This is a genomic window from Billgrantia endophytica, from assembly GCF_002879615.1.
Lineage (GTDB): Bacteria > Pseudomonadota > Gammaproteobacteria > Pseudomonadales > Halomonadaceae > Halomonas > Halomonas endophytica.
In genome coordinates, this window is the sequence record NZ_PNRF01000010.1 from 1 (window position 1) to 23,259 (window position 23,259).

General features: G+C 64.4%; 21 protein-coding genes. 12 read left to right on the forward strand and 9 right to left on the reverse strand.

Annotated features, from left to right (window positions below):
* The 4 genes from C1H69_RS23525 to C1H69_RS03845 form a co-directional block, all read left to right on the forward strand.
* On the forward strand, positions 1-264 hold a 264-nt coding region (locus C1H69_RS23525), incomplete at its 5' end, for a hypothetical protein (protein ID WP_205738405.1).
* Between the two features lie 115 nt (positions 265-379).
* Positions 380-2,044 (forward strand): ShlB/FhaC/HecB family hemolysin secretion/activation protein, encoded by a 1,665-nt coding sequence (locus C1H69_RS03835; protein ID WP_102652093.1) that lies wholly within the window; start codon positions 380-382, stop codon positions 2,042-2,044.
* Between the two features lie 48 nt (positions 2,045-2,092).
* Positions 2,093-3,583, forward strand: coding sequence for an aldehyde dehydrogenase (locus tag C1H69_RS03840; RefSeq protein WP_102652094.1), 1,491 nt, complete (start codon positions 2,093-2,095; stop codon positions 3,581-3,583).
* 92 nt (positions 3,584-3,675) lie between these two features.
* On the forward strand, positions 3,676-5,040 hold the full coding sequence (locus C1H69_RS03845; protein WP_205738406.1) for a DNA recombination protein RmuC: 1,365 nt from the start codon (positions 3,676-3,678) through the stop codon (positions 5,038-5,040).
* A gap of 170 nt (positions 5,041-5,210) precedes the next feature.
* On the opposite strand, the gene C1H69_RS03850 is transcribed toward C1H69_RS03845, so the two are convergent.
* The 4 genes from C1H69_RS03850 to gatC all read right to left on the reverse strand — a co-directional run bounded on the left by C1H69_RS03850 (position 5,211) and on the right by gatC (position 9,080).
* Positions 5,211-5,762, reverse strand: a complete 552-nt coding sequence (locus tag C1H69_RS03850) for a cupin domain-containing protein (protein WP_102652096.1) — start codon at positions 5,760-5,762, stop codon at positions 5,211-5,213.
* A gap of 65 nt (positions 5,763-5,827) precedes the next feature.
* On the reverse strand, positions 5,828-7,282 hold the full coding sequence (gene gatB, locus C1H69_RS03855) for an Asp-tRNA(Asn)/Glu-tRNA(Gln) amidotransferase subunit GatB (RefSeq protein ID WP_102652097.1): 1,455 nt from the start codon (positions 7,280-7,282) through the stop codon (positions 5,828-5,830).
* A complete protein-coding gene (gatA, locus tag C1H69_RS03860; RefSeq protein ID WP_102652098.1) occupies positions 7,282-8,742 on the reverse strand; it encodes an Asp-tRNA(Asn)/Glu-tRNA(Gln) amidotransferase subunit GatA in 1,461 nt (486 codons plus the stop codon). Before gatA ends, gatB begins: the two co-directional genes overlap by 1 nt.
* A 50-nt stretch (positions 8,743-8,792) precedes the next feature.
* Entirely contained in the window at positions 8,793-9,080 is a 288-nt protein-coding gene (gene gatC, locus C1H69_RS03865) for an Asp-tRNA(Asn)/Glu-tRNA(Gln) amidotransferase subunit GatC (protein WP_102652099.1), read from the reverse strand.
* 179 nt (positions 9,081-9,259) lie between these two features.
* Here gatC and C1H69_RS03870 point away from each other — a divergent pair, with 179 nt between their 5' ends.
* The 7 genes from C1H69_RS03870 (at position 9,260) to tldD (ending at position 19,146) form a co-directional block, all read left to right on the forward strand.
* Positions 9,260-10,297, forward strand: a complete 1,038-nt coding sequence (locus C1H69_RS03870) for a rod shape-determining protein (RefSeq protein ID WP_102652100.1) — start codon at positions 9,260-9,262, stop codon at positions 10,295-10,297.
* A gap of 68 nt (positions 10,298-10,365) precedes the next feature.
* Positions 10,366-11,250: a rod shape-determining protein MreC gene (gene mreC, locus C1H69_RS03875; RefSeq protein WP_102652101.1), complete on the forward strand. Its 885-nt coding sequence runs from the start codon at positions 10,366-10,368 to the stop codon at positions 11,248-11,250.
* On the forward strand, positions 11,243-11,734 hold the full coding sequence (gene mreD, locus C1H69_RS03880) for a rod shape-determining protein MreD (protein ID WP_102652102.1): 492 nt from the start codon (positions 11,243-11,245) through the stop codon (positions 11,732-11,734). The genes mreC and mreD overlap by 8 nt, the downstream gene beginning before the upstream one ends.
* Positions 11,735-11,750: 16 nt before the next feature.
* A complete protein-coding gene (locus C1H69_RS03885; protein WP_102652103.1) occupies positions 11,751-12,350 on the forward strand; it encodes a Maf family protein in 600 nt (199 codons plus the stop codon).
* A 49-nt stretch (positions 12,351-12,399) separates the two neighbouring features.
* On the forward strand, positions 12,400-13,863 hold the full coding sequence (gene rng / locus C1H69_RS03890; RefSeq protein WP_102652104.1) for a ribonuclease G: 1,464 nt from the start codon (positions 12,400-12,402) through the stop codon (positions 13,861-13,863).
* Positions 13,864-13,870: 7 nt separating this feature from the next.
* Positions 13,871-17,695, forward strand: a complete 3,825-nt coding sequence (locus tag C1H69_RS03895; RefSeq protein ID WP_102652105.1) for a YhdP family phospholipid transporter — start codon at positions 13,871-13,873, stop codon at positions 17,693-17,695.
* Positions 17,692-19,146, forward strand: a complete 1,455-nt coding sequence (gene tldD, locus C1H69_RS03900) for a metalloprotease TldD (RefSeq protein ID WP_102652106.1) — start codon at positions 17,692-17,694, stop codon at positions 19,144-19,146. The genes C1H69_RS03895 and tldD overlap by 4 nt, the downstream gene beginning before the upstream one ends.
* 7 nt (positions 19,147-19,153) lie before the next feature.
* On the opposite strand, the gene yjgA is transcribed toward tldD, so the two are convergent.
* Positions 19,154-19,660, reverse strand: a complete 507-nt coding sequence (gene yjgA / locus C1H69_RS03905; protein ID WP_102652107.1) for a ribosome biogenesis factor YjgA — start codon at positions 19,658-19,660, stop codon at positions 19,154-19,156.
* A 133-nt stretch (positions 19,661-19,793) separates the two neighbouring features.
* Between yjgA and pmbA the strand changes: the two genes are divergently transcribed.
* Positions 19,794-21,134, forward strand: a complete 1,341-nt coding sequence (pmbA, locus tag C1H69_RS03910; protein ID WP_102652108.1) for a metalloprotease PmbA — start codon at positions 19,794-19,796, stop codon at positions 21,132-21,134.
* 3 nt (positions 21,135-21,137) lie between these two features.
* Here the strand turns inward: pmbA and C1H69_RS03915 are convergent, their stop codons facing one another.
* The 4 genes from C1H69_RS03915 to hpf are packed head-to-tail and all read right to left on the reverse strand — an operon-like array spanning position 21,138 to position 23,161.
* The gene (locus tag C1H69_RS03915; protein ID WP_422666881.1) at positions 21,138-21,407 is read right to left on the reverse strand and encodes an HPr family phosphocarrier protein; all 270 of its coding nucleotides are present in this window, start codon (positions 21,405-21,407) and stop codon (positions 21,138-21,140) included.
* Between the two features lie 2 nt (positions 21,408-21,409).
* Complete coding sequence (rapZ, locus tag C1H69_RS03920) at positions 21,410-22,330, reverse strand: RNase adapter RapZ (protein ID WP_102652110.1); 921 nt, start codon at positions 22,328-22,330, stop codon at positions 21,410-21,412.
* A 45-nt stretch (positions 22,331-22,375) separates the two neighbouring features.
* Positions 22,376-22,846 carry a PTS IIA-like nitrogen regulatory protein PtsN gene (gene ptsN, locus C1H69_RS03925; protein WP_102652111.1) on the reverse strand — a complete coding sequence of 157 codons (471 nt, stop codon included), beginning with the start codon at positions 22,844-22,846 and terminating at the stop codon, positions 22,376-22,378.
* Between the two features lie 6 nt (positions 22,847-22,852).
* A complete protein-coding gene (gene hpf, locus C1H69_RS03930; protein ID WP_102652112.1) occupies positions 22,853-23,161 on the reverse strand; it encodes a ribosome hibernation-promoting factor, HPF/YfiA family in 309 nt (102 codons plus the stop codon).
* Between the last annotated feature and the right edge of the window lie 98 nt (positions 23,162-23,259).

Genomic DNA, 23,259 nt, shown 5'->3' on the forward strand with positions numbered 1-23,259 from the left:
GAGGGCGTGCTGACCATCACCGCCATTCCCACCCCAGAACCCGAACCGACGCCGGACCCCGGGGCGGCCGTCATGCCCCCCGGCTACCTGGCGGCGCTGGGCTCTGCTCATACTCAGGCCCGCACCCAGGCCGAGGAGCAGGACCGAGCGGGTGGCGACATCGACACCCGCCTGCCGGCGGGTGACGAAGAGGGTGAGGCTGGCGGCCTCTACCGGGTCGTCGACGGCGGGCTGCGCCTACCGCCCGACCTACCCACGCTTTGACACGATATCGGTCCCCCGCCCCATGCCTCGCTTCGGCAGCGGGGCGGGGGATTGACCTCGTCTTCCCATCAACCACCTGTCTTTTCATCAACCCCGTCTTCCCAGGAGTATCACGATGCGCTTTCACCTTTCCCGGATGGCCACGGCCATGGCGCTATCCGGCCTGCTGCTGCCGTTGGCCCAGGCCCAGGTCACCCCCGACGCGGGCCAGTCGATTCGCGAGATCGAACAGGCACCCCTGTCGCTGCCGACGCGCCAGACCCTAGACCTCGAACTGCCCGACGACCCCGCCGGCGAAGCCGAGCCCGGCGGGCCGAGCCTGTGGGTCGAAGGCTTCCGGCTCTCCGGCAACCGGGCCATCGCCGACGACACGCTGCTCGCCCTGCTCGACGACCTGCGCCAGCGCACCCTCGGCCTCGGCGAGGTACGCGGCGCCGCCGAACGGATTTCGCATCACTACCGCGAGCGCGGCTATCCCCTGGCGCGGGCCTACCTGCCCCCCCAGGAGATCGAGGACGGCGTGGTCGAGATCGCCGTGCTCGAAGGCCACTACGGCGAGGTACGCCTCGACAACCGCTCACGCCTGCGCGACGGCGCGCTCGCCACGCCGCTGGCGGCCCTGGCCGCTGGCGACGCGGTACGCGCGAAGACCCTGGAGCGCAGCCTGCTGCTGTTGCAGGACATCCCCGGCGTGGCGGCCCGCGCCACTCTCGCCCCCGGCAGCGAGCCCGGCACCAGCGACCTGCTGATCGAAGCCGACCCCGGCCCGCTGCTCAGCGGCTCGCTGGAGGCGGACAACCATGGCAACCGCTACACTGGCGAATACCGCCTGGGCGGCACCCTGCACCTCAACAGCCCGCTGGGCCTGGGCGACCGCCTGAGCCTGCGCGCCCTGGGCTCGGACGAAGACCAGCAATACTACCGCGCCGCCTACCAACTGCCCGTCGGCCCCTGGTCGACCCAGCTCGGCGTCGCCTACTCGGACATGGACTACGAGCTGGCCCGCGACTTCAGCGATCTCGACGCCCACGGCAACGCCCGCATCGCCAGTGGCTACGCCATCCAGCCGCTGCTGCGCAGCCGCGACCTCAGCCTCTACGCCCAGTTGCAGTACGACGACAAGCGCCTGCGCGACCGCATCGACCTGTTCGACCAGCGCAGCGACAAACGCTCGCGGGTCGTCACCGCAGCGCTCCACGGCAACAGCCGCGACGACCTGTTCGGCGGTGGTGTCAACGCCTTCGGCCTGGCCTGGAGCCACGGCCGGCTGAGTCTCGACGATGCACTGGACGAACTGATCGACCGCCTGACCGCCGACACCCAGGGCCACTTCAACACCCTCTCGCCGAGCCTGGTGCGGCTGCAACGCCTCGATGAGCGCTTCTCCCTGTATGCCCGGCTCCAGGGCCAATGGGCCGACAGCAACCTCGACTCCTCGGAAAAGTTTGGCCTCGGCGGTGCTCATGGCGTGCGCGCCTACCCGCAGGGCGAAGCGCTGGGCGACCAAGGCTACCTGGCCAATCTCGAACTGCGTTACGCGCTGACCCCCGCCTGGCAGCTTTCGAGCTTCCTCGACCATGGCCGGGTACGCCTCGACAAGGACCCCTGGAGCGATGGCGACAACCACCGCAGCCTCTCCGGCGCGGGGGTCGGCGCCACCTGGGCCGCCCACGGCTGGTACGTCAACGCCGTGGCGGCGTGGAAGCTGGGCAGCGACGAGCCGCGCAGCGACTCGGACCGCAGCCCGAGGATATGGGCGCAGGTCGCCAAGACCTTCTGATATCCTGACAAGATAGAGACCCAAGAGAGAGACCAAGGAGAGCCAGACATGAGCCACAAGATGCATGCCGATTGGCAACGGATGGCCGCCAGTCTGACCTTCGAGACCCGTGCCTTCATCGACGACACCTTCGCCGAGGCGGCAAGCGGCGAAACCTTCGAGGCCATCAACCCCGCAACCGGCGAGCTCCTGGCCCGTGTGGCCAGTTGCGACGCGCCGGATGCCGAGCGCGCGGTACAGTGTGCCCGCGCCGCCTTCACCCGTGGCGAATGGTCGCGCCTGGCCCCTGGCAAGCGCAAGAAGATCCTGCTCGGGCTCGCCGACCTGATGGAGGCGAACAAGCATGAGCTGGCGCTGCTCGACACTCTGGACATGGGCAAGCCCGTCTCGAGTTCGCTGGGCGACATGGCCGGTGCCATCGCCTGCATCCGTTATCAGGCGGAGTGTATCGACAAGCTCTACGGCGAGGTGGCGCCTACCGGTGAAGAGGCCCTGGCGCTGGTGCTGCGTGAGCCTCTCGGTGTGGTGGCCGCCATCGTGCCCTGGAACTTTCCGCTGATGATGACCGCCTGGAAGATCGCCCCGGCGCTGGCAGCCGGCAACAGCGTGATCCTCAAGCCCTCGGAGAAGTCTCCACTGTCGGCACTGCGCCTGGCGGCGCTTGCCCGGGAAGCGGGTGTTCCGCGTGGCGTGTTCCAGGTGTTGCCCGGTTTCGGGCACACCGTGGGCAAGGCGCTGGCACTGTCCATGGAGGTCGACTGCCTGGCCTTTACCGGCTCCACCCAGGTGGGCAAGCAGTTGATGCAGTACGCCGGGCAGTCGAACCTCAAGCGGGTCTACCTGGAGTGCGGTGGCAAGAGCCCCAATATCGTCTTTGCCGATTGCCGGAACCTGGACAAGGTGGCCCGGCATGCCGCCACCGCGATCTTCCACAACCAGGGCGAGGTCTGCATCGCCGGCTCCCGCCTGCTGGTGGAGAATTCGATTCGCGAGGCGTTCATCGAGAAGGTGCTGAAGGCCGCCGAGGGCATGCAGCCCGGCGATCCACTGGACCCGGAGAGTTTCATGGGCGCCATCGTCGATGAAACGCAATATCGGCGTGTGCTCGACTTTATTCGCCAAGGGGTGGAGGAGGGGGCGCAGCTGCGAGCCGGCGGCCAGTCCCTCGAGGGGCCCGGGTTTTTCATCCCGCCCACGGTATTCGATGGCGTGACCTCGTCGATGGCCATCGGGCGAGAGGAGATCTTCGGCCCGGTGCTGGCGGTGTTCGGCTTCGACAGTGAAGAGGAGGCGGTCGCCATGGCCAATGACACACCCTACGGGCTTGCCGCGGGGCTGTGGAGCCAGGACATCGATCGTATCATGCGCGTCACGCGCAGGCTGCAGTCCGGGCAGGTGTTCGTCAACAACTGGGCCGGTGGCGACCAGACGATGCCCTTCGGCGGAGTCAAGCAGTCGGGTAACGGCCGCGACAAGTCCCATCACAGTCTCGAGGAGTATTCCGACCTCAAGAGCGTGTGGATTGCCCTGGGCGGCTGACCACGAAAAGTGGTGCCAACTGCAAAGCCGGGGGGGCAGGGGTCGGTATGGCCGGTATACTGGCCCGGTCTCCCTGCGATGAGCGGTTTCTAATGGATTCGATGGACGCACTCCTGCATTCGCCCTGGTTTGCCGCCGTGCTGTCGGCGCTGGCGGCCTTTCTCGTTGCCTTTGGCCTGGCTGGCTGGCTGGCGTCGCGACGTCGAAACGGCGAGCGGCAGCGCCACGAGACGGCCATTGCCGAGCTCAACGAGCAGCTCGTCATGCGCGACCGACGGCTCGATGCGTTGAACCAGGCGCTGAGCGCAGCGCAACTGGCCGAAGCGCGTCTCTCCACCATCCTGGAGCAGAAACAGCAGCACTTCGCCGAGCAGGTCACGCTGCTGCGGGAGAACCGTGATCAGCTCAAGCAGGAGTTCGAGAACCTGGCCAACGAGATACTGGAACGCAAGGGGCGGGCTTTCTCGGAGCTGTCACAGAAGCACATCAGTGGCCTTCTGCAGCCGATGCAGGCCGAGATGAAGGGCTTTCGCGACAAGGTGGAGTCGATCCATCGCTTCGATACCGAGCAGCGCGCCAGCCTGCGCACCGAACTCAAGCACTTGCAGGGCCTCAACCGCGAGATCACCGACCAGGCCGATCGGTTGACCCGGGCACTGCAGGGGCAGAAGAAGGTGCAGGGCAACTGGGGTGAACTGATGCTGGAGAACGTACTGGAAGGCTCCGGCCTGCGTGCCGGAAAGGACTACCGGCGCGAGGTCAGCTTTACCACCGAGAGTGGCCGCCGTCGGCCCGATGCCATCGTCTATCTGCCCCAGGGCAAGCATCTGGTCATCGATGCGAAGACATCGCTTTCCGCCTATGTGCGTTACGTCAATGCCGAAGAGGAGCCTGGGCGTGGGCAGGCATTGGCCGAGCATGCCCGAGCCGTGGGCGACCGGATTACCGAGCTTGCCGACAAGCACTACTACGATCTGCCCGGGCTCAATTCCCCGGAAGTGGTGGTGATGTTCATACCGGTGGAGTCCGCCTATGTCGAGGCATTGACGTTCGACGAGGCGCTCTTTCAGCGGGCCATCGAGAACAACGTGCTGGTGGCCACGCCCACGACCCTGTTGACCAGCCTGAACATCGTGCGTCAACTATGGCGCTTCGAGGACCAGAGCCGCCATAGTGCCGAACTGGCCAGTCGGGCCGAGACGTTCTACAATAAGCTGCGGCTGTTTCTGGAGAGCATGCAGGAAGTGGGTGGCAAGCTCGACGGGGCCCGCGACAGTTATGACCGCGCCATGGCGCAGCTGGTCAACGGCCGCGGCAACCTGATCAAGCAGACCGCCGAATTCCAGGCCTTGGGCGTGGCGGTGAAGAAGGAACTGCCCGCCGAACTCGTCGAGCGGGCGCGCCTTGAGCTGGATACGACGCGCACGATGTCAGGCGATGCCGGGCGTGAAGGCTGAGGGGTAGGCATGTATGGCTTGAATCCAGGAGTCAGGTGTAGGCCCCAACAGCGATTTTTCCCACCCTGTGGGAACGCCCGGTTCGATGCCTCGACTTTGCGTCGCGACTTTCAATTCGTCGATTTATTCAGCGTTTCCCTACTTGAACCAGGCTCTCTACAGTAAAAGCATCAAAACGTCCTGGCCGGTGTACAGCAACTGACCAGCCGGCAGGCCTCCCCGCCGGGGTTGCGGAAACGGTGGGGGACGTTGGTGTCGAAATAATAGGCTTCACCCGGGCTCAGCATGCGCGTTTCGGCACCGATGGTGATCTCGATTTCCCCTTCCAGCACCACGCCGGCTTCCTCGCCCTGATGGGCGATCATTTCCCGGCCGGTATCGGCGCCAGGCGGATAGGTTTCGACCATGAAGGCCAGGGCCCGGCTGGCCCGGTTGGCGCCCACCAGCTTGTAGATGACATCACCACTGCCCATGTCCGCCAGTTCGTCCGCGCCATAGAACACCTGGTCGCGGCTCTCCAGGTCCATGGTGAAGAAATCGCCGACGCTGATGGGTATGGCGTCGAGGATCTTCTTCAATGAGCTGACCGAGGGGCTGACCTTGCTCTGTTCGATCAGGGAGAGACTGGAGTGGGTGACGCCGCAGCGCTTGGCCAGCTCGCGCTGGGAAATGCCGCGCAGCGTACGCAGGGCGCGTAGACGTGCGCCTACGTCATCCGTCATCCTGATCTCCTCGTGATCCCGCGACAGGGGCATGACGCGCCATCGGCGGCCTGCCCCCGTCGAACTCAGCAGAGCGCGTCGAGCTTCTCTTTCAGCAGTTGGTTGACCTGCTGTGGGTTGGCCGTACCCCGCGAGGCCTTCATCACCTGGCCGACGAAGTAGCCGATCATCTTGCCGCGCTTGTCCGGTTCCGCGTCGCGGTACTGGGCCACCTGGCCGGGGCTGTCGGCAATGACCTGGTCGATCATCGCTTCGATGGCGCCGCTGTCGGTGACCTGCTTGAGCCCCTGGGCCTCGATGATGTCATCGGCCTTGGTGCCTTGTCCGTTCCACAGGGCCTGGAAGACCTGCTTGGCGGCCTTGCCGTTGATGGTGTCGTCCATCACCCGGGCGACCAGTTCGCCGAGCTGACGGGCAGAGACGGGGCTGTCGGCGATGGGCAGGCCTTCGCGGTTGAGTGCGCCAGAGAGTTCGCCTTGCACCCAGTTGGCGGCCTGCTTGGCATCGCCGCAGACGTTCTTGGCCTCCTCGAAGAAGTCGGCCATCTCCCGGGTGGCGGAGAGAACGCTGGCATCGTAGGCCGAGAGGCCCAGTTCGGTTTCGAAGCGAACCCGCTTTTCAGCCGGCAGCTCCGGCAGGTTGCCGCGCAAATGGTCGAGGTAGGCCTGATCGAGCACCACCGGCAGCAGGTCGGGGCAGGGGAAGTAGCGGTAGTCGTTGGCTTCCTCCTTGGTGCGCATGCTGCGGGTTTCGTCACGATCGGGGTCGAACAGGCGGGTTTCCTGCACCACCTTGCCGCCTTCCTCGATCAGTTCGATCTGGCGTTCCATTTCGAAGGCAATCGCGCGTTCGACGAAGCGGAAGGAGTTGACGTTCTTGATCTCGGCGCGGGTGCCATAGGCTTCCTGGCCCTGGGGGCGCACGGAGACGTTGACGTCGCAGCGCATCGAACCCTCGGCCATGTTGCCGTCGCTGATGCCAAGATACGTCACGATGGAGTGAATCGCCTTGAGGTAGGCGGCGGCTTCCTTCGCCGAGCGCAGGTCAGGTTCGGAGACGATCTCCAGCAACGGAGTGCCGGCACGGTTGAGATCGACCCCGGTCATGCCGTGGAAATCCTCATGTAGCGACTTGCCGGCATCTTCCTCCAGGTGGGCGTGGTGGACCCTGATGCGCTTGGTACTGCCGTCATCCAGGGTGATCTCCACCTCGCCGGCACCGACGATGGGGTGATACATCTGGCTGGTCTGGTAGCCTTTGGGCAGGTCGGGATAGAAGTAGTTCTTGCGATCGAACACCGAGACTTCGGGGATCTCGGCGTGGATCGCCAGGCCGAACTGTACGGCCATGGCCACGGCGGCTTCGTTGAGTACCGGCAGAACGCCCGGTAGCCCCAGGTCAACGGCGCAGGCCTGTGTGTTGGGCTCGGCGCCAAACGCCGTGGACGCGCCGGAAAAGATCTTCGAGCGGGTGGCGAGCTGGACGTGGACCTCCAGCCCGATCACGGTTTCCCATTGCATCAGGCGTTCTCCTCGGCAAAGGCGGGACGACGACGGTGCCAGTCGGTGGCCTGCTGGAACTGGTGGGCGACGTTGAGCAGACGGGCTTCGGTGAAGTGGTTGCCGAGGATCTGCAGGCCTACGGGGCGGCTGCCCACGAAACCGGCCGGCACGCTGATGCCGGGAATGCCCGCCAGGTTGACGGCGATGGTGTAGATGTCCTGCAGGTACATCGAGACCGGGTCCTTGTTGGCCCCCAGGTCGAAGGCCGGGGTCGGCGAGGCCGGCCCCATCAGCACGTCGACCTCTTCGAAGGCATCGAGGAAGTCCTGGCGGATCAGTCGGCGAACCTGCTGGGCCTTCTTGTAGTAGGCGTCGAAGAAACCCTCGGAGAGGGTATGGGTGCCGATCAGGATGCGACGTTTGACCTCGTCGCCGAAGCCCTCGGCGCGAGAGCGCTTGTAGAGGTCGATGAGGTCGGCCGGGTTCTCGCAGCGGTGGCCGAAACGCACGCCGTCATAGCGCGACAGGTTCGAGGAGGCCTCGGCCGGGGCGATGACGTAGTAGGCCGGGATGGCGTAATGGGTGTGTGGCAGGCTCACCTCGCGCACGGTTGCGCCCATCGACTCGAAGACCTTGATCGCCTCGCGGGTGGCGGTTTCCACTTCGGGGTCGAGGCCGTCACCGAAGTATTCGCTGGGCAGGCCGATCTTGAGGCCATTGAGCGGTGCGGCGAGCTCTTCGGCGTAGTCGGGCACGCCACGAGCCACGCAGGTCGAATCCCGCGGGTCATGGCCGGCGATGGCGTTGAGCAGCAGGGCGCAGTCTTCGGCGCTCCGGGCCATGGGGCCGGCCTGGTCGAGGCTCGAGGCGTAGGCGATGATGCCGTAGCGCGAGACGCGCCCATAAGTGGGCTTCAGGCCGGTGATTCCGCAGAAGGCGGCCGGTTGGCGGATCGAGCCACCGGTATCGGTGCCCATGGCGGCCGGTACCAGGCCGGCGGCGACGGCTGCCGCGCTGCCGCCGGAGGAGCCGCCGGGCACGGCGCCGAGATCCCAGGGGTTTTTCACTGGGCCGTAAAAGCTGTTCTCGTTGGAGGAGCCCATGGCGAACTCGTCCATGTTGGTCTTGCCCAGGCTGACGGTGCCGGCGGTGGCGAGCTTCTCGACCACGCTGGCATCGTAGGGCGAGACGAAGGTGTCCAGCATCTTCGAGCCGCAACTGGTCTTCACGCCGCGGGTGCAGAAGATATCCTTCAGGGCCAGCGGCAGGCCGGTGAGGGGGCCGGCATTGGCGGCCGATCGTGCGGCATCGGCCGCATCCGCCGCGGCGAGTGCCTGGTCGTAGGTCACGGTGATGAAGCTGTTCAGCTGGCCGTCGAGGCGATCGATGCGACCGAGCAGGTGCTGGGTGAGCTCGCGGCTCGAGCATTCACCGGTCTCGAGGGCTCGGGCGAGTTCGGCAAGGGTCTTGTCATGCATGCGGCATGGCTCCATGAAGTCGTGCCGTTAACGAAAGAGGGCGCGTGCGGTCATTCGACGACTCGTGGCACCAGATAGAGTCCGTTCTCCACCGCGGGTGCGCAACGCTGAAACGCTTCACGCTGGTCGGGTTCGGTCACTTCGTCGGCGCGCAGGCGCTGGGTGGCATCCAGCGGATGGGCCAGGGGTGCGACACCCTCCGTATCGAGGGCCTGGAGCATGTCGACCATCTCGAGAATGCGACCTAGATCGTCGACATAGCGGGCGGCTTCGTCGCCGTTCAGGCCAAGACGGGCCAAGTGGGCGGCCCGCTGCACATCTGCGTGTTCAAGCGCCATGGGCTGGGTGTCCTCACAGGGATTGAGGGGATAAACAGCAGGAAAATGTACCACATTCAGGACGTGACGGGCACTCTTCTCGAGGCAAGCGTTGTGCCATGTCGCTTGCTGCGACGGGGCCGCGATGATACCGTTTGCGTCCGCACAGGGTCCCCGGTCTGCACTAGGTAACGACGTCCATGTTCAAACGCTTGAGGGGGCTGTTCTCCAGCGATTTATCGATCGATCTGGGTACGGCCAATACACTGATTTATGTCCGTGGTCGCGGCATCGTGCTTGACGAGCCGTCGGTGGTGGCGATACGCCAGTCCGGAAACATGCGCAGCGTGGCCGCGGTTGGCGCCGATGCCAAACGGATGCTGGGTCGCACGCCGGGCAACATTACCGCCATCCGTCCCATGAAGGATGGGGTCATCGCCGACTTCACCGTCACCGAGCAGATGCTCCAGCATTTCATCCGCAAGGTCCATCAGAGCACCTTCCTGACACCCAGCCCCCGGGTGCTGGTGTGCGTGCCCTGCATGTCGACCCAGGTCGAGCGCCGTGCCATCAAGGAGTCGGCCGAGGGTGCGGGCGCCCGCGAAGTCTTCCTCATCGAGGAACCCATGGCGGCTGCCATCGGCGCCGGCTTGCCGGTGGACGACGCTCAGGGTTCCATGGTGGTGGATATCGGTGGGGGCACGACCGAAATCGCCATTATTTCGCTCAACGGCGTGGTCTACTCCGAGTCCATCCGTGTCGGCGGTGATCGCTTCGACGAGGCGATCACCGCCTATGTGCGCCGCCATTACGGCAGCCTGATCGGTGAGGCCACCGCCGAGCGTATCAAGGAAGAGATCGGTTGTGCCTATCCCGGCGGCGAGCTGCGTGAGATCGACGTGCGCGGTCGTAACCTGGCCGAAGGCATACCGAGGAGTTTCACCCTCAACTCCCACGAGATCCTCGACGCGCTGCAGGAGACTCTGGCCTCGATCGTTACCGCGGTGAAGAGTGCCCTGGAACAGTCCCCGCCTGAGTTGGCATCGGATATCGCCGAGCGTGGCTTGGTGCTGACCGGCGGTGGTGCGCTGCTGCGCGACCTGGACAAGTTGATCGCCGAAGAGACCGGCCTGCCGGTGATCGTGGCCGAGGATCCGCTGACCTGCGTTGCTCGCGGGGGTGGCAAGGCTTTGGAAATGATCGACCGCCACACCTTCGAGCTGCTGTCCAGCGACTGACGTTCGAATAGTGCGGGGGGCCGACCATTAAACCGCTGTTCTCTCACGGATCGGTGCCGGGCTATCGCATGCTGCTGTGTGTGATGGCCGCTTCCGCCCTGATGTTCGTCGACCATCGGTTCACTCGGATGGAAGACGTCCGCGCCCAGCTTTCCACGGTGGTGGCGCCTATCCAGTGGATGGTGGCCGTGCCCAGCGACGTGTTGGCGTGGGGGTCGCTGGCGCTTTCGGACCAGCGGGCCCTGGTGGAGGAGAATCGACGGCTGCGTGAGCAGATCCTGCACCTGTCCCACCGTGTGCAGCACATGGCCAGCCTCACCGCGGAGAATGTCCGCCTGCGCGAGCTGCTGGGCGCGGCGGCGGGAAATGAGACCCCCTACATCACGGCCGAGTTGCTTTCCCTGGATGCCGATCCTTTCACCCATCAGATGGTGATCGATCGTGGGCGCCGCAATGGTGTCTACGTGGGGCAGCCAGTCATGGATGCGTCGGGCCTGGTGGGTCAGGTGACGGCGGTTTCCGCCTATTCCAGCCGTGTGTTGATGGTGGCGGATGCCAGCCATGCGCTGCCGGTGCAGGTCAACCGCAACGGCCTGCGCTTCATCCTTCAGGGCAGTGGTCGGTACGATGAACTGCACGTCCTGCACGTACCCGAAACCGCCGATATCCGCGAGGGAGATCTGCTGATCACTTCCGGCCTCGCCGGGCGCTTTCCCGCCGGTTATCCGGTGGCGCGCGTGGCCGAGGTGGTATATGACCCGGGGCAACCCTTCGCCAAGGTCACGGCAACGCCCGTGGCCCGGCTGCAGCGTTCACGCCACTTCCTGCTGTTGTTCCCGCCCGATCCTGCCCCCGTGCCCGACGACGAGGAGTGGGACCGAGAGTTGCCCGGAGGCATCGATAACGATGCCATGTTCCCCGAGCCGGCCACTGAGGAGGGCTTGGATGGCTAGCGCGCCTCGTACCGCTCTACCCTGGGTCTGGCTGACATTGCTGCTGGCGCTGTGCCTGCAGGTGATGCCACTGGCCGAGGACTGGCAGATCTGGCGTCCCGACTGGTTGGGGCTGATGCTGATCTACTGGTGCATGTCCGCTCCCGATAGGGTCGGTGTCTTCCATGGCTTCGTCCTGGGTATCCTGCTGGACCTGATCGAGGGGGCGCCGCTGGGGCAGAATGCCCTGACGCTGTCGTTACTGGCCTTCCTGGCGGCGTTGATCTACCCCCGCTTTCGTACCTACTCGCTTCTGCAGCAAGCCTTGCTGATACTGGTGCTGCTGGGATTGGTGCAACTGGTCGAGCAGTGGCTGCGCACGTTGTTTGGACCTTTCTCGATGCATCTGGCCTTTCTGGTGCCTTCGCTGATCGGTGCCGTCTTGTGGCCCTGGCTGACGACCATGTTCCAAGCCATGGAGCGGCGACTGGCAGGGGTGGAATGACCAGGAGTTGGACGGCATGACCGATGTGACCACCCTGCCGGCGCTATGTCTGGCATCGGCCTCTCCGCGGCGTCGCGAATTGCTTGCCTCCATCGGTGTCGATGTGGAGGTGTGCCCAGTGGATATCGATGAGGCGCCACGCGCGGGGGAGCCGGCCGATGCCTATGTCTCACGCCTGGCCCGGGAGAAGGCGCATGCCGGCTCCCGTCTTTCTGCGCTGCCTGTGCTAGGGTCGGATACCGCAGTGGTATGCGATGGCGAGATACTGGGCAAGCCGCACGACCAGCATCATGCGGCCGAGATGCTCCGTTCGCTGTCGGGTCGTGTACATCGGGTGCTGACGGCCGTGGCGGTGACGGGGCCGGCAGGGATGCTCGATGCCTGTGTCGCGACGCGTGTCGTCATGCGCGAGATAGCCGACCAGGAGATAGCCGCCTACTGGGCGACCGGCGAGCCAGCCGACAAGGCGGGGGGGTATGCCATTCAGGGGCTGGCTGCGATCTTCATCGAGCGTATCGAGGGTAGTCATTCCGCCGTGGTGGGACTGCCGCTTTACGAGACCGCAATGTTACTGTCACGTCAGGGCGTGCCATTATGGAACGGTGCTGTCGGCTAATGGGGCATGCCATAATGCTCCGAAGACTGGATTGGACAAGGATTTCCGCATGAGCGGCGAAGTACTGATCAACCTGACGCCGATGGAAACCCGGGTGGCCGTGGTGGAGAACGGTGTGCTTCAGGAAGCGCTCATCGAGCGCACCCGACGACGCGGTATCGTTGGCAATATCTACAAGGGGCGCGTGGTGCGGGTGCTGCCAGGCATGCAGGCAGCCTTTGTCGATATCGGGCTCGACCGCGCCGCTTTCATCCATGCCCATGAGGTCATGCCGCCGGGTACGCCAGCCGACGAGCAGGTTTCCATCGGCCAACTGCTGCATGAAGGCCAGGCTCTGGTGGTTCAGGTCACCAAGGACCCGATCGGCACCAAGGGCGCTCGCCTGACCACCCATCTCTCGGTGCCATCCCGCTATCTGGTCTACATGCCCGACTCTCCTCACCATGGCGTCTCCCAGCGCATCGAGGACGAGCGCGAACGGGATCGTCTCAGGGAGTTGCTCGAGCTTTGCCAGGAGCAGCAGGAGCTCGAGGTGACCGGTGGCTTCATCGTGCGTACGGCGGCCGAGGGGGTCGGCAGGGACGAGCTCCATGCCGACATGCACTTTCTGCTACGGCTGTGGCGAAAGGTCAGTGAACGCAAGATCACCGCGCCAGCGCCGAGTGTCATCTACGACGATCTGCCGCTCTTCATCCGCACCCTGCGCGACCTGATGCGAGACGAGATCGAGAAGGTGCGCATCGATTCCCGGGAAAACTACGTCAAGCTGATCGAATTCGCCGAAGAGTTCATGCCTGACTCGTCGGCACGTATCGAATACTACCCTGGCGAGAGGCCGATCTTCGATCTCTACAGCGTCGAGGACGAGATCCACAAGGCACTGGGGCGCAAGGTCCAGCTGAAGTCCGGTGGTTACCTGGTGATCGATCCCACCGAGGCGATGACGACCATCGACGTCAATACCGGTGGGTATGTGGGGCATCGCAACCTCGAGGAAACCATCTTCAAGACCAATCTCGAGGCGGCCAACTCCATCGCCCGGCAGCTCCGCTTGCGTAACCTTGGCGGCATCATCATCATCGACTTCATCGACATGGAAGACACGGAACACCAGCGCCAGGTACTCCGGGTACTGGAAAAGGCGCTGGAGCGGGATCACGCCAAGACCAAGTGCACCGGCGTGACCGAGCTTGGGCTGGTTCAGTTGACACGCAAGCGCACGCGGGAAAGCCTGGAGCAGACCTTGTGTGAAGCCTGCCCCACCTGTGGTGGACGCGGCACGCTGAAGACCGCGGAGACCGTCTGCTACGAGATATTTCGTGAAATACTGCGGGAAGAGCGAGCCTATAACGCAGAGACTTACATGGTGCTGGCGTCCCAGTCGGTGGTGGACCGGCTGCTGGATGAGGAGTCGGCTGCCGTGGCCGACCTGGAAAGCTTCATCGGCAAGACCATTCGCTTCCAGGTCGAGAATCACTACTCCCAGGAGCAGTACGACATAGTGCTGATGTGAGTCTTCGATGCATCCGATACGTCTGGTAAGCCGCTGGGTCCTGACGCTGGCGGCCATCTTTCTGGCATCGGTGGCCCTTCTGGTGCTGACGCTGCGCCTGGCATTGACCCAGGTCGATCAGTTGGTGCCACGTGCCGAACGCCTGCTGGAGGCCCGCTCCGGGGCGTCGGTCACGCTTGAGTACATGCAGGCCAGGCTGGCCGGGCTCGATCCTGTACTGGAAAGCGGGGGGCTCACCATCCATGCCCACGAGGGTGACGGGGCGCTACCGCTGCTGGAAATCGAACGCGCGCGCCTGCGCCTGGCGACGGCCGCCAGCTTTCGCGATGGTTTCCTGGTGGTGGAGGATGCGCGCCTGACAGGGCTGACACTGCACCTCTACCAGGACGACCAGGGCGGCTGGCACTGGCCCGATCCCGCTGATATTCCCCCCGAACTCATTCCCGATGGCGACTTCGACCTGGATACCCTGGACTTCTGGATCGGGGTGTTGCTGCGTCAGCGTGCCTGGGTGGAGGATGTCCGCCTGGTGCTGCATGGTCAACAGCAGCGTGTGGACATGTATTCCCCGCGCCTGTTGTTGACCGGCGACGAGCGGCACGCCCATCTCGAAGGCGAAGTTCATCTCGAGGGCCAGGAAGAGCCCTCCTTGCAAGCCGCTCTGAACGTTTTTCCCGGCCCTGGAGGACTGAGCGATTTCAGCGCTGCCTTGCAGGCCGACATGAAGCTCGACACCTTGATCGATCTGGTGGAGCTGTTTGCCTACGACGATCCCCTGCGTCTCGAGGAGGCCCAGGGAAATGCGCGCCTTTGGGGGCGCTGGCACCGCGGCTCGCTGGCCGATGCCCGGCTGGATATCGATATGCCGCGGCTTGCTCTGAGTCGTGATCAAGGCATCATCCTTCTGGAGCCGTTCAGGGCTCGTGGCCAGTGGTTGCGCAGTGAGGACGGCTGGGAGGCCTGGCTGCAGGGTGATGCCTCGGCCGCCGACCGGGCGGAGCCCGAGGAGCTCGAGCATCAGGAGAAGCCGGCGCTGCCGCATTTCTGGCATTTGCGCCATGGCGAGGATGGCTGGTGGCTCAATACCAGCGAATTCGAACTGGCGTCTCTGGCCGCATGGCGGGATCACGTCCTGTTGCCTGAAGGGCTGAGCCGGGCGATCGATACCCTGGAGCCTCGTGGCTTGGTATCGGGCCTGGGGTTCGGTCACAAGGATGGACACTGGGTGGCGCAGGCAGCCTTTCATCAGGTGGAAGTTTCGCCCTGGGATCAGGTGCCGGGTGGAGGCCCGCTGGATGCGTGGGTGGAGGCGCGGGACTTTTCCGGGCGAGTGCACTTCACCGGCGTTGGCGAGCCGACCCTCAAGCTGCCCGAGTTGTACCGTGAGCCCATGAGCTTGACACATGCCAGTGGCGAGGTGGCCTGGTCCTACGATGGGCCCCGCAGCTTCGTCAGTGGTCGGCGCATGCGTGCTGGCTGGCAGGGCGCCGAGGTGGAGGGGGGCTTTGGCCTGGCTGTCGGTGGTGGGACACGCGGTGGTCTGGGGTTGAGCCTGCAGTTCCGTGATATCGATGTTCTGGATCGCCCGCTCACCGATTGGTTGCCATACGGTTTGCTCGGTGACGAACTCGATGCCTGGCTGGCTGGCGGTATTGCCGGCCGGGTGCCCCAGGGAGCACTGAGACTTCATTTGCCGCTGTTTCGTGGTAGTGAAAAGGTCCCCCCCGTCATGCAACTGGCCCTGGATATCGAGCAGGGTCGCCTGCCCTTTGCGCCCGACTGGCCAGCGTTGGACTCCGTGGAAGGGACCTTGCGGGCGGGCATCGACACCCTGGAGGCCGAAGTCCACTACGCCGAAAGCCTCGGGGTCGAGGCACGCAACGGCCATGTCACGCTTGCCGACGAGCTCCTGCGTGTGAGCGGTGACCTGGCGGCCGATGCCGATGCGTTGCGTCGCTATCTGCGTGCCATTCCGGTGGATGGCATGGAACGGGTCGATGACTGGCATGGCGCCGGAAATGCGGAAGGCGAGCTGACGCTGAGCCTGCCTCTCGGTGCGCCAGAGGACCTCGTGCTGGATCTCGAGACGGCGGTAGCTCTGGAGCGGGTGGAACATCAGGGGCTTGGTATTGTCTTTCGTGAGGTATCAGGCCCTCTCGCCTGGCGACAGCGTGGTGAAGACGAGGCCGGGCTGGAGGGCCAGTTGGAGGCGCGCCTGCTGGGTGGGCCCATCATGGCCGATATCGACACCCCGGCGGGTCGGGTCGACCTCGAGGGGGCCATCGAGATGGCCCGGTTGAGCGAGATGGACGCCATGCCTGATCTCGGCGAGCTGCTGACGGGGCGACTGCCCTGGCAGGGCAGGCTGCGCATGAATGAGCGCAGCACGTTCCGGCTGGACAGCAGCCTGCAGGGGGTGGGCATCGACCTGCCTGAGCCCCTCGGCAAGGAGCCTGAGGAGTCACGCCCTCTGTGGCTGGATTATGATATCGATGGGGGCTATCTGGAAGCCGAGCTGGGTGGCGAGCTGCGCATGCGCTGGCGGGATGTGCCGGGGTCCGGCCTCGGGCAGGGGCAGGTCTGGCTGGGCCTGCCCGACGCGCCGGCCTGGCCCAGTGAGGAAGGCTGGGAAGTGGATATCTACCAGTCACGGCTCGACCTCGAGGAGTGGGGAAACGCCCTGGCACCGCTGGCTGATGGAGAGGGGGCCGCCTTGGGAGGGGCGGCGCTGCAGAGCGTGAACGTCGAAACTGCCTGCCTGGTGGGGCCAGACGACTGCCTGGGCGTGATGACGGCGCAGGCCCGCCCCCTTGGTGGCAACGGCTGGCATGTGGATCTCGAGGGTGGTCTGCTGGCTGGGCATCTCGACTATCGTCCCACGCTCGATAACCCACTGGATATTGCCCTGCTGCGCCTGACCCTGGATGGGCTGCTTCCTGCCCAGACGGAAGGCGCCGGTGCGTTGCTCGACGAGCTCGACGTGCCTCCCGAGCCGACTCCCTTGCCGGACTGGGTGGGGCAGATACCGGATGGGCGGCTGCGAATCGCCGATATCGAGTACCAGGGCCGTCAGGTTGGGCCGTTTACGGCCCATTGGTACAGCCGCCCCGACCGGTTGACGGTGTCGCCATTGGGCCTGACCCTGGGCCAGGTGTCCGCCCGCGGCGAGATAATCTGGGAATCCGCGGGGCCGGGTGACACGCTGACCCGTTCACGTCTCGACCTGGATGGCAGGGATCTCGGTACTGCCTTGGAGAAGCTGGGTCAGCCGGTGAGCATTCGTAGCCGCGATACCCGGGTGAGAAGCCAATTGGCTTGGCCCGGCGCTCCCTGGCAGTTCGCCCTGACGCGCTCCCGAGGCAGCATTGAGGCAGAGTTGCGTGATGGTCGCTTCGTCCAGTTGGAGTCGCCCACGGCAAGGCTGGTCGGCCTGCTCAACGTGGACAACCTGGTTCGCCGCTTGCGCATGGACTTTTCCGACGTGACCGGGCAGGGTACAGCGTTCGATCACGTGGTCGGTGCGGCCACCCTTTATGAAGGCGTGCTCGAAACACAAGGGCCCGTGAAGATTGACGGACCGGCCACGACCTTCACTCTCGAAGGCACCGTTGACCTTGCCCGACGGGAACTCGACCAGCGCCTGGGCGTCACAGTGCCAGTAAGCAGCAGTCTTCCGCTGGCAGCGATTCTCGCCGGCGCTCCGGTGGTAGGCGGAGCACTGTTCATTGCCGATCGCCTGTTCGGCAGCGCTCTCGACCGGGTCACCCGAATTCACTATCGCGTCCGCGGTCCTTGGACCGCGCCGGATATCACACTGGAAACTGCCGAATGACGACACGACCACATGCCATGCTTGATGCCGCCGCCGAGATCCTGTTGCGGCCAGGGGGGCTGGACCTGGAGTCGCTCGACGCCGGCCTCGGTCATGTCCTGACCCCCGGAGTCGATTACGCGGATCTCTATTTCCAGCGCAGCTGGCACGAAAGCTGGGTGTTGGAGGATGGCGAGGTCAAGGAGGCCGGGTACAACATCGACGGCGGGGTTGGCGTGCGTGCCATGTCGGGTGAAAAGACCGGCTTCGCCTATTCCAACCAGATCACGGCCGATGCCCTGGCTGAAACCGGCCGCACGGCTTCCGGCATCGTTCGCAGCGGCACCTCGCTGACCGGTGCGCCGCCAGTGATCACCCGGGCCACGGTGCGCTATGACGCGATCGATCCTCTTTCCGGGCTGTCGGCCGAGGAGAAGGTTGCCCTGCTCAAGGTGGCCGATGGGGTAGCCCGCGCCGCGGATCCCTCGATCACTCAAGTCAGCGCGTCACTGACCGGCGTGCATGAGGTCGTGCTGGTCCGTGCCAGTGATGGCACCCTGGCGGCTGATGTCCGGCCGCTGGTTCGCTTCAACGTCAGTGTCATCGCCGTGAAGAATGGGCGTCGTGAGCGCGGCAGTGCCGGCGGTGGTGGACGCTACCCCATGGCGCGCCTGCGCGACGACAACGTGGCCGAGCGCTTTGCCAGGGAGGCGGTGCGACAGGCTCTGGTCAACCTGGAAGCCGTGGCTGCGCCAGCCGGACAGTTTCCCGTGGTGCTGGGGCCGGGTTGGCCCGGAATTCTGCTCCACGAGGCGGTAGGGCATGGCCTGGAGGGAGACTTCAATCGCAAGGGGAGTTCTGCCTTTGCTGGCCGGATGGGGCAGCGGGTGGCTTCACCGGGCGTCACGGTAGTGGATGACGCCACGCTGGCCGACCGCCGGGGCTCGATGAGCGTGGATGACGAGGGAACGCCGGGTCAGTACACCCCGCTGATCGAGGATGGCATCCTGACCGGTTACATGCAGGACAAGCTCAATGCCCGGCTCATGGGGATGGCTCCCACCGGTAACGCGAGGCGTGAATCCTTCGCTCACATGCCGATGCCGCGTATGACCAACACCTATATGCTGGCCGGGCAGGACGTACCCGCCGATATCATAAAGAGCGTCAAGCGTGGTCTCTATGCGGTGAGCTTCGGTGGTGGGCAGGTGGATATCACGTCGGGCAAGTTCGTGTTTTCGGCAAGCGAAGCCTATCTGATCGAGGATGGCCGCATCACCGCGCCGGTCAAGGGCGCCACCCTGATCGGCAATGGCCCGGAAGCCATGGGCCGTGTCTCGATGGTTGGCCATGACCTGGAGCTCGACACGGGGATCGGGGTCTGTGGCAAGGAAGGGCAGGGTGTGCCGGTCGGTGTCGGTCAGCCGACACTCAAGCTGGATGAATTGACCGTTGGCGGCACCCAGTCCTGAAGGGATGTCAGAGCTTGGCGGTATCCCTGATCAGCCGGAACAGGCGGCGGGAACTGGTGGGCGGCTTGCCCTGGTCACGCTCGCGGCGGGCGTTGCGGATCAACTGGCGCAGGGCCTGTCGGTCCACGTCCGGGTAATCGACGATGAAGGTCTCGACGGCTTCGTCGCCTTCGTCGATGAGGCGGTCGCGCCATTGCTCCAGGCGCTGAAAGGCCAGGTCGCGCCGGTGGGATTCCTGTTCGATCCTGTCGAAGACCGCCTGGATGGCTTCAAGGTCTTCGCGCCGCATCACCTTGCCGACGTACTGCATGTGACGGCGGCGCCCTTCGTGGGAGCGGATGCGTGATGTTTCCTCGACGGCCGCCAGCATATCGTCCGAGAGCGGAAGTCGGGCGCGTTCGGCAGGCGTCATGGCGATGATTTTCTCGCCGAGCGCCTGCAGTGCATGCATTTCGCGTTTGAGCTGGGATTTACTCGGCCGCTCATCGGCCGGAGAGGGAGAATCGAAGGTCATGCCGCATCCAGGTAGCAAGGTGTGTACGTCGAAGAATCATCGTCTGGCGCCAGTATAACAGCCCGCCGAGTCACGGCGGGATACCGACACGATTGAAGGCCGGCTCGAGGGTCGGCGGATGAGGGAGAATCGCATGACACAGGCTTTCGATGCCATCGCCCAGCAGCAGTTGCTGGAGTCCCGTGCGCAGCAGGCGCTGTCATTGGCCCGTCGACTCGGAGCCGATGCTTGCGAGGTCGGGGCAAGCGTCGACCAGGGGGTTGGCGTCAGCGTGCGCGAGGGAGATGTGGAGACCGTCGAACTCTCCCGTGACCAGGGTATCGCGGTGACCGTCTATGTGGGGGCGCGCAAGGGAAGTGCTTCCTCTACCGATGCCGGTGAGGACTCGATTCGCGCCGTCGTGGAGAAGGCGCTGGCCATCGCTCGTCACACCGGCGAGGATGCCGCCTCGGGGCTGGCCGATGCCGAGCTCATGGCAACACACCTGCCCGACCTGGATGTGCACCATCCCTGGGACCTTTCCACGGAGCAGGCCATCGAGATTGCCTTGGCCTGCGAGTCGGCGGGCCGTGGAGTCGCAGGAATCCGCAGCTCCGACGGTGCGTCGCTCTCCAGTGGCGAAGGGGTGCGGGTCTATGCCAACAGCCATGGTTTCCTGGGCAGCCAGCGTGGCAGTCGTCACTCCCTTTCGTGCATGCTGATTGCCGAAGACGAAGGGGGCATGCAGCGTGACTATGACTATACCAGCGCCCGTCATCCAAGGGATTTGCTGGCGCCGGAGTCCATCGGCAGGAGCGCGGCCGAGCGTACCTTGCGTCGCCTGGGTGCGCGTCGTCCAGTGACGGGACGCTTGCCGGTATTGTTCGACCCCAGTCTGGCCAGCGGCTTGATCGGTCACCTGATGAGTGCCATTGCGGGGGGCTCACTCTATCGCCAGTCTTCCTTCCTCTGCGACCGGTTGGGCGAATCGCTCTTTCCGGAGTGGTTCTCGCTGGGCGAGCGCCCCATGGAAATGGGTGCCATGGCCAGCTCGCCCTTCGACAATGACGGTGTACAGACCCGCAACAATACGTATATCGACAAGGGATACCTGGCCAGCTACATGCTATCGGCCTATAGCGCTCGTCGACTGGGCATGGCGACGACCGGCAACGCCGGAGGGGCACGCAACCTGCGTCTTGACGCTCCGCTGGTAGCGAGAGATGAGCTGCTGGAGAAAATGGGGCGTGGGGTCTTGGTCACCGAGCTGATGGGGCAGGGCGTCAATGGTGTCACTGGCGATTATTCACGCGGCGCGGCTGGCTTCTGGGTCGAGAATGGAGAGCTCCAGTATCCGATCGAGGAGTTCACCATTGCCTCCAACCTGCAAGCCATGTTCAAGGGGCTGGTCGGGGTCGGGCGTGATATCGATACCCGGGGAAGCATCCATACCGGTAGCTGGTTGATCGATGAAATGACCGTCGCGGGAGGTTAGGGGTCAGGCATCTTCCTCGAAACGAGCATCGAAGAGCGCGCTCAAGGCGTCCAGCACCTGCTCGGCGTCTTCCCCCTCGGCATCAATGATCAGTTCGGTTCCGCATGGAGCACCGAGCATCAACAAGGCCATGATGTTGCTCGCATCGGCCTTCTGCCCGCTGTGGCTGACGGACACACGAGCCTGAAAGGGCTGACAGCACTGCACCAGCTTGGTGGCTGCCCGTGCATGCAGGCCGCGCTTGTTGGTCAGAGTAAACTTGCGGCTGGCCACACTCAGGATTCCTTGCATTCGGGTGGCTCCGGGGCCGGTTCTGGGGTCGGGGTAACCGGCGTATGAATGCCGAGTTCGCGGTGGCGCAGCCGAACATCAGGCTGATCCTGGGCTAGGTGGTGGGCAAGTCGTTCAGCCAGGTAGACGGAGCGGTGCTGCCCACCTGTACAGCCGATGGCGACGGTGAGATAGCTGCGGTGACTGTCTCGATAGGCCGGTAGCCATCGCTCGATCCAGGCGATGATGTCATTCAGCATGTCCCCGACCAGAGGATACTGTTCAAGAAAAGCAACGATGCTGGGTTCACGGCCGGTGGCCGAGCGTAGGCGTGGATCCCAGTAAGGGTTCGGGAGGCAGCGGGCATCGAAGACGATATCGGCATCGAGGGGCACCCCTCCCTTGAAACCGAAGGATTCCACGGTGAGGGTGAGCTGATCGGCCCGATGGCTGGCCACCTGGTCGGTAATCCGGCCCCTCAGGTCGTGTACTGACAGACGCGAGGTGTCGATGATAAGGTCCGCCAGGTTGCGAATGTCACTAAGCGTCGTGTCTTCCGTCTCGATGGCCTCGCCCAGCGTCATGTCGCTGCCTCGTGTCAGGGGATGGCGTCGGCGTGTGGCGGAGTATCGCTCCAGCAGGATACGGGCATCGGTCGTCAGGTAGATCACCTGGCAGTCCACCTGGCGTTCGCGGAGTTCCTCTAGCAGACGAGGGAAGCGTTCCAGCGCATAGGGCAGGTTGCGAGCATCGATACTGACGGCAATGGACGACTGGGCGGAAGAGCCGCTGCGAAGCTCGTCAACGAGGGATCCCAGCAGCATGGCCGGAAGGTTGTCGATGGCATAATAACCGAGATCCTCTAGCGCTTGCAGTGCGATCGACTTGCCGGAGCCGGAGCGGCCACTAATGATCACCAGCTGCATGGCGGGTCTCCTGGTCGGTTGGCTGGCCGGGCGGCCCGTATGGCGTCAGGCCGAGGTGTATCGTCGGATTGCCTCAGTAAGCCGTTCATGCAGATCACGCTGGCTTTCACTCTTGCGCAGGCGTGAGCGGGTCTCCGCATCGTTCATCACGCTGGCGACCTGGCTCAGTAGCGCCAGATGAGTTTCGTCGGCCTCTTCCGGTACCAGAAGGACGAACACCAGGTCGACGGGCTCTCCGTCGATGGCGTCGAAGTCAATGGGTTCGGCCAGTTTGAGGAAGGCGGCAACGGGGCCGTGGCAGTGCGGGCTGCGGGCATGGGGAATCGCCACGCCATGACCGATCCCGGTGCTACCCAGGCGTTCTCGGCCGATCAACCTGTCGAAGACCTCCTGGCTCTCGAGGCTCGGGGTGTTCTGGGCGATAAAGGTGCTGAAGAACTCCAGCACCCTTTTTTTGCTGTTCCCAGGGACGCCATACAAGGTGCGCTCCGGGGGCAGAATGGTTTCCAGTGTCATGGCTACTCAGCGAATACCGGCGCCTTGGGCGCGGGCTTGGGCCTTTTCTTTATGCTTGACCAACTGGCGGTCGAGCTTGTCGGTGAGGGCATCAATAGCGGCGTACATGTCCGGGTCCATGGCTTCGGCATGGAGGTCGGCGCCAGCGGCATGCAGGGTGCAGGCGGCCAGTTGACGCTCCTTCTCCACAGAGAGCGTGACATGGACATTGGTGATGTTGTCGTAGTGGCGCTGCACGCGGGTCAGCTTTTCGTTGACATAGTCACGCAGGGCATCGGTCAGTTCAACATGATTGCCGGTAATATTGACTTGCATGACAGGCTCCTCCGTCCTTCGAGTGGTCGTTCGATTGTAACCCTTTTTACTGCTGAGCAAACCCCTGCGGAGGGCTTTTCGCACCCGGGAACTCGAAG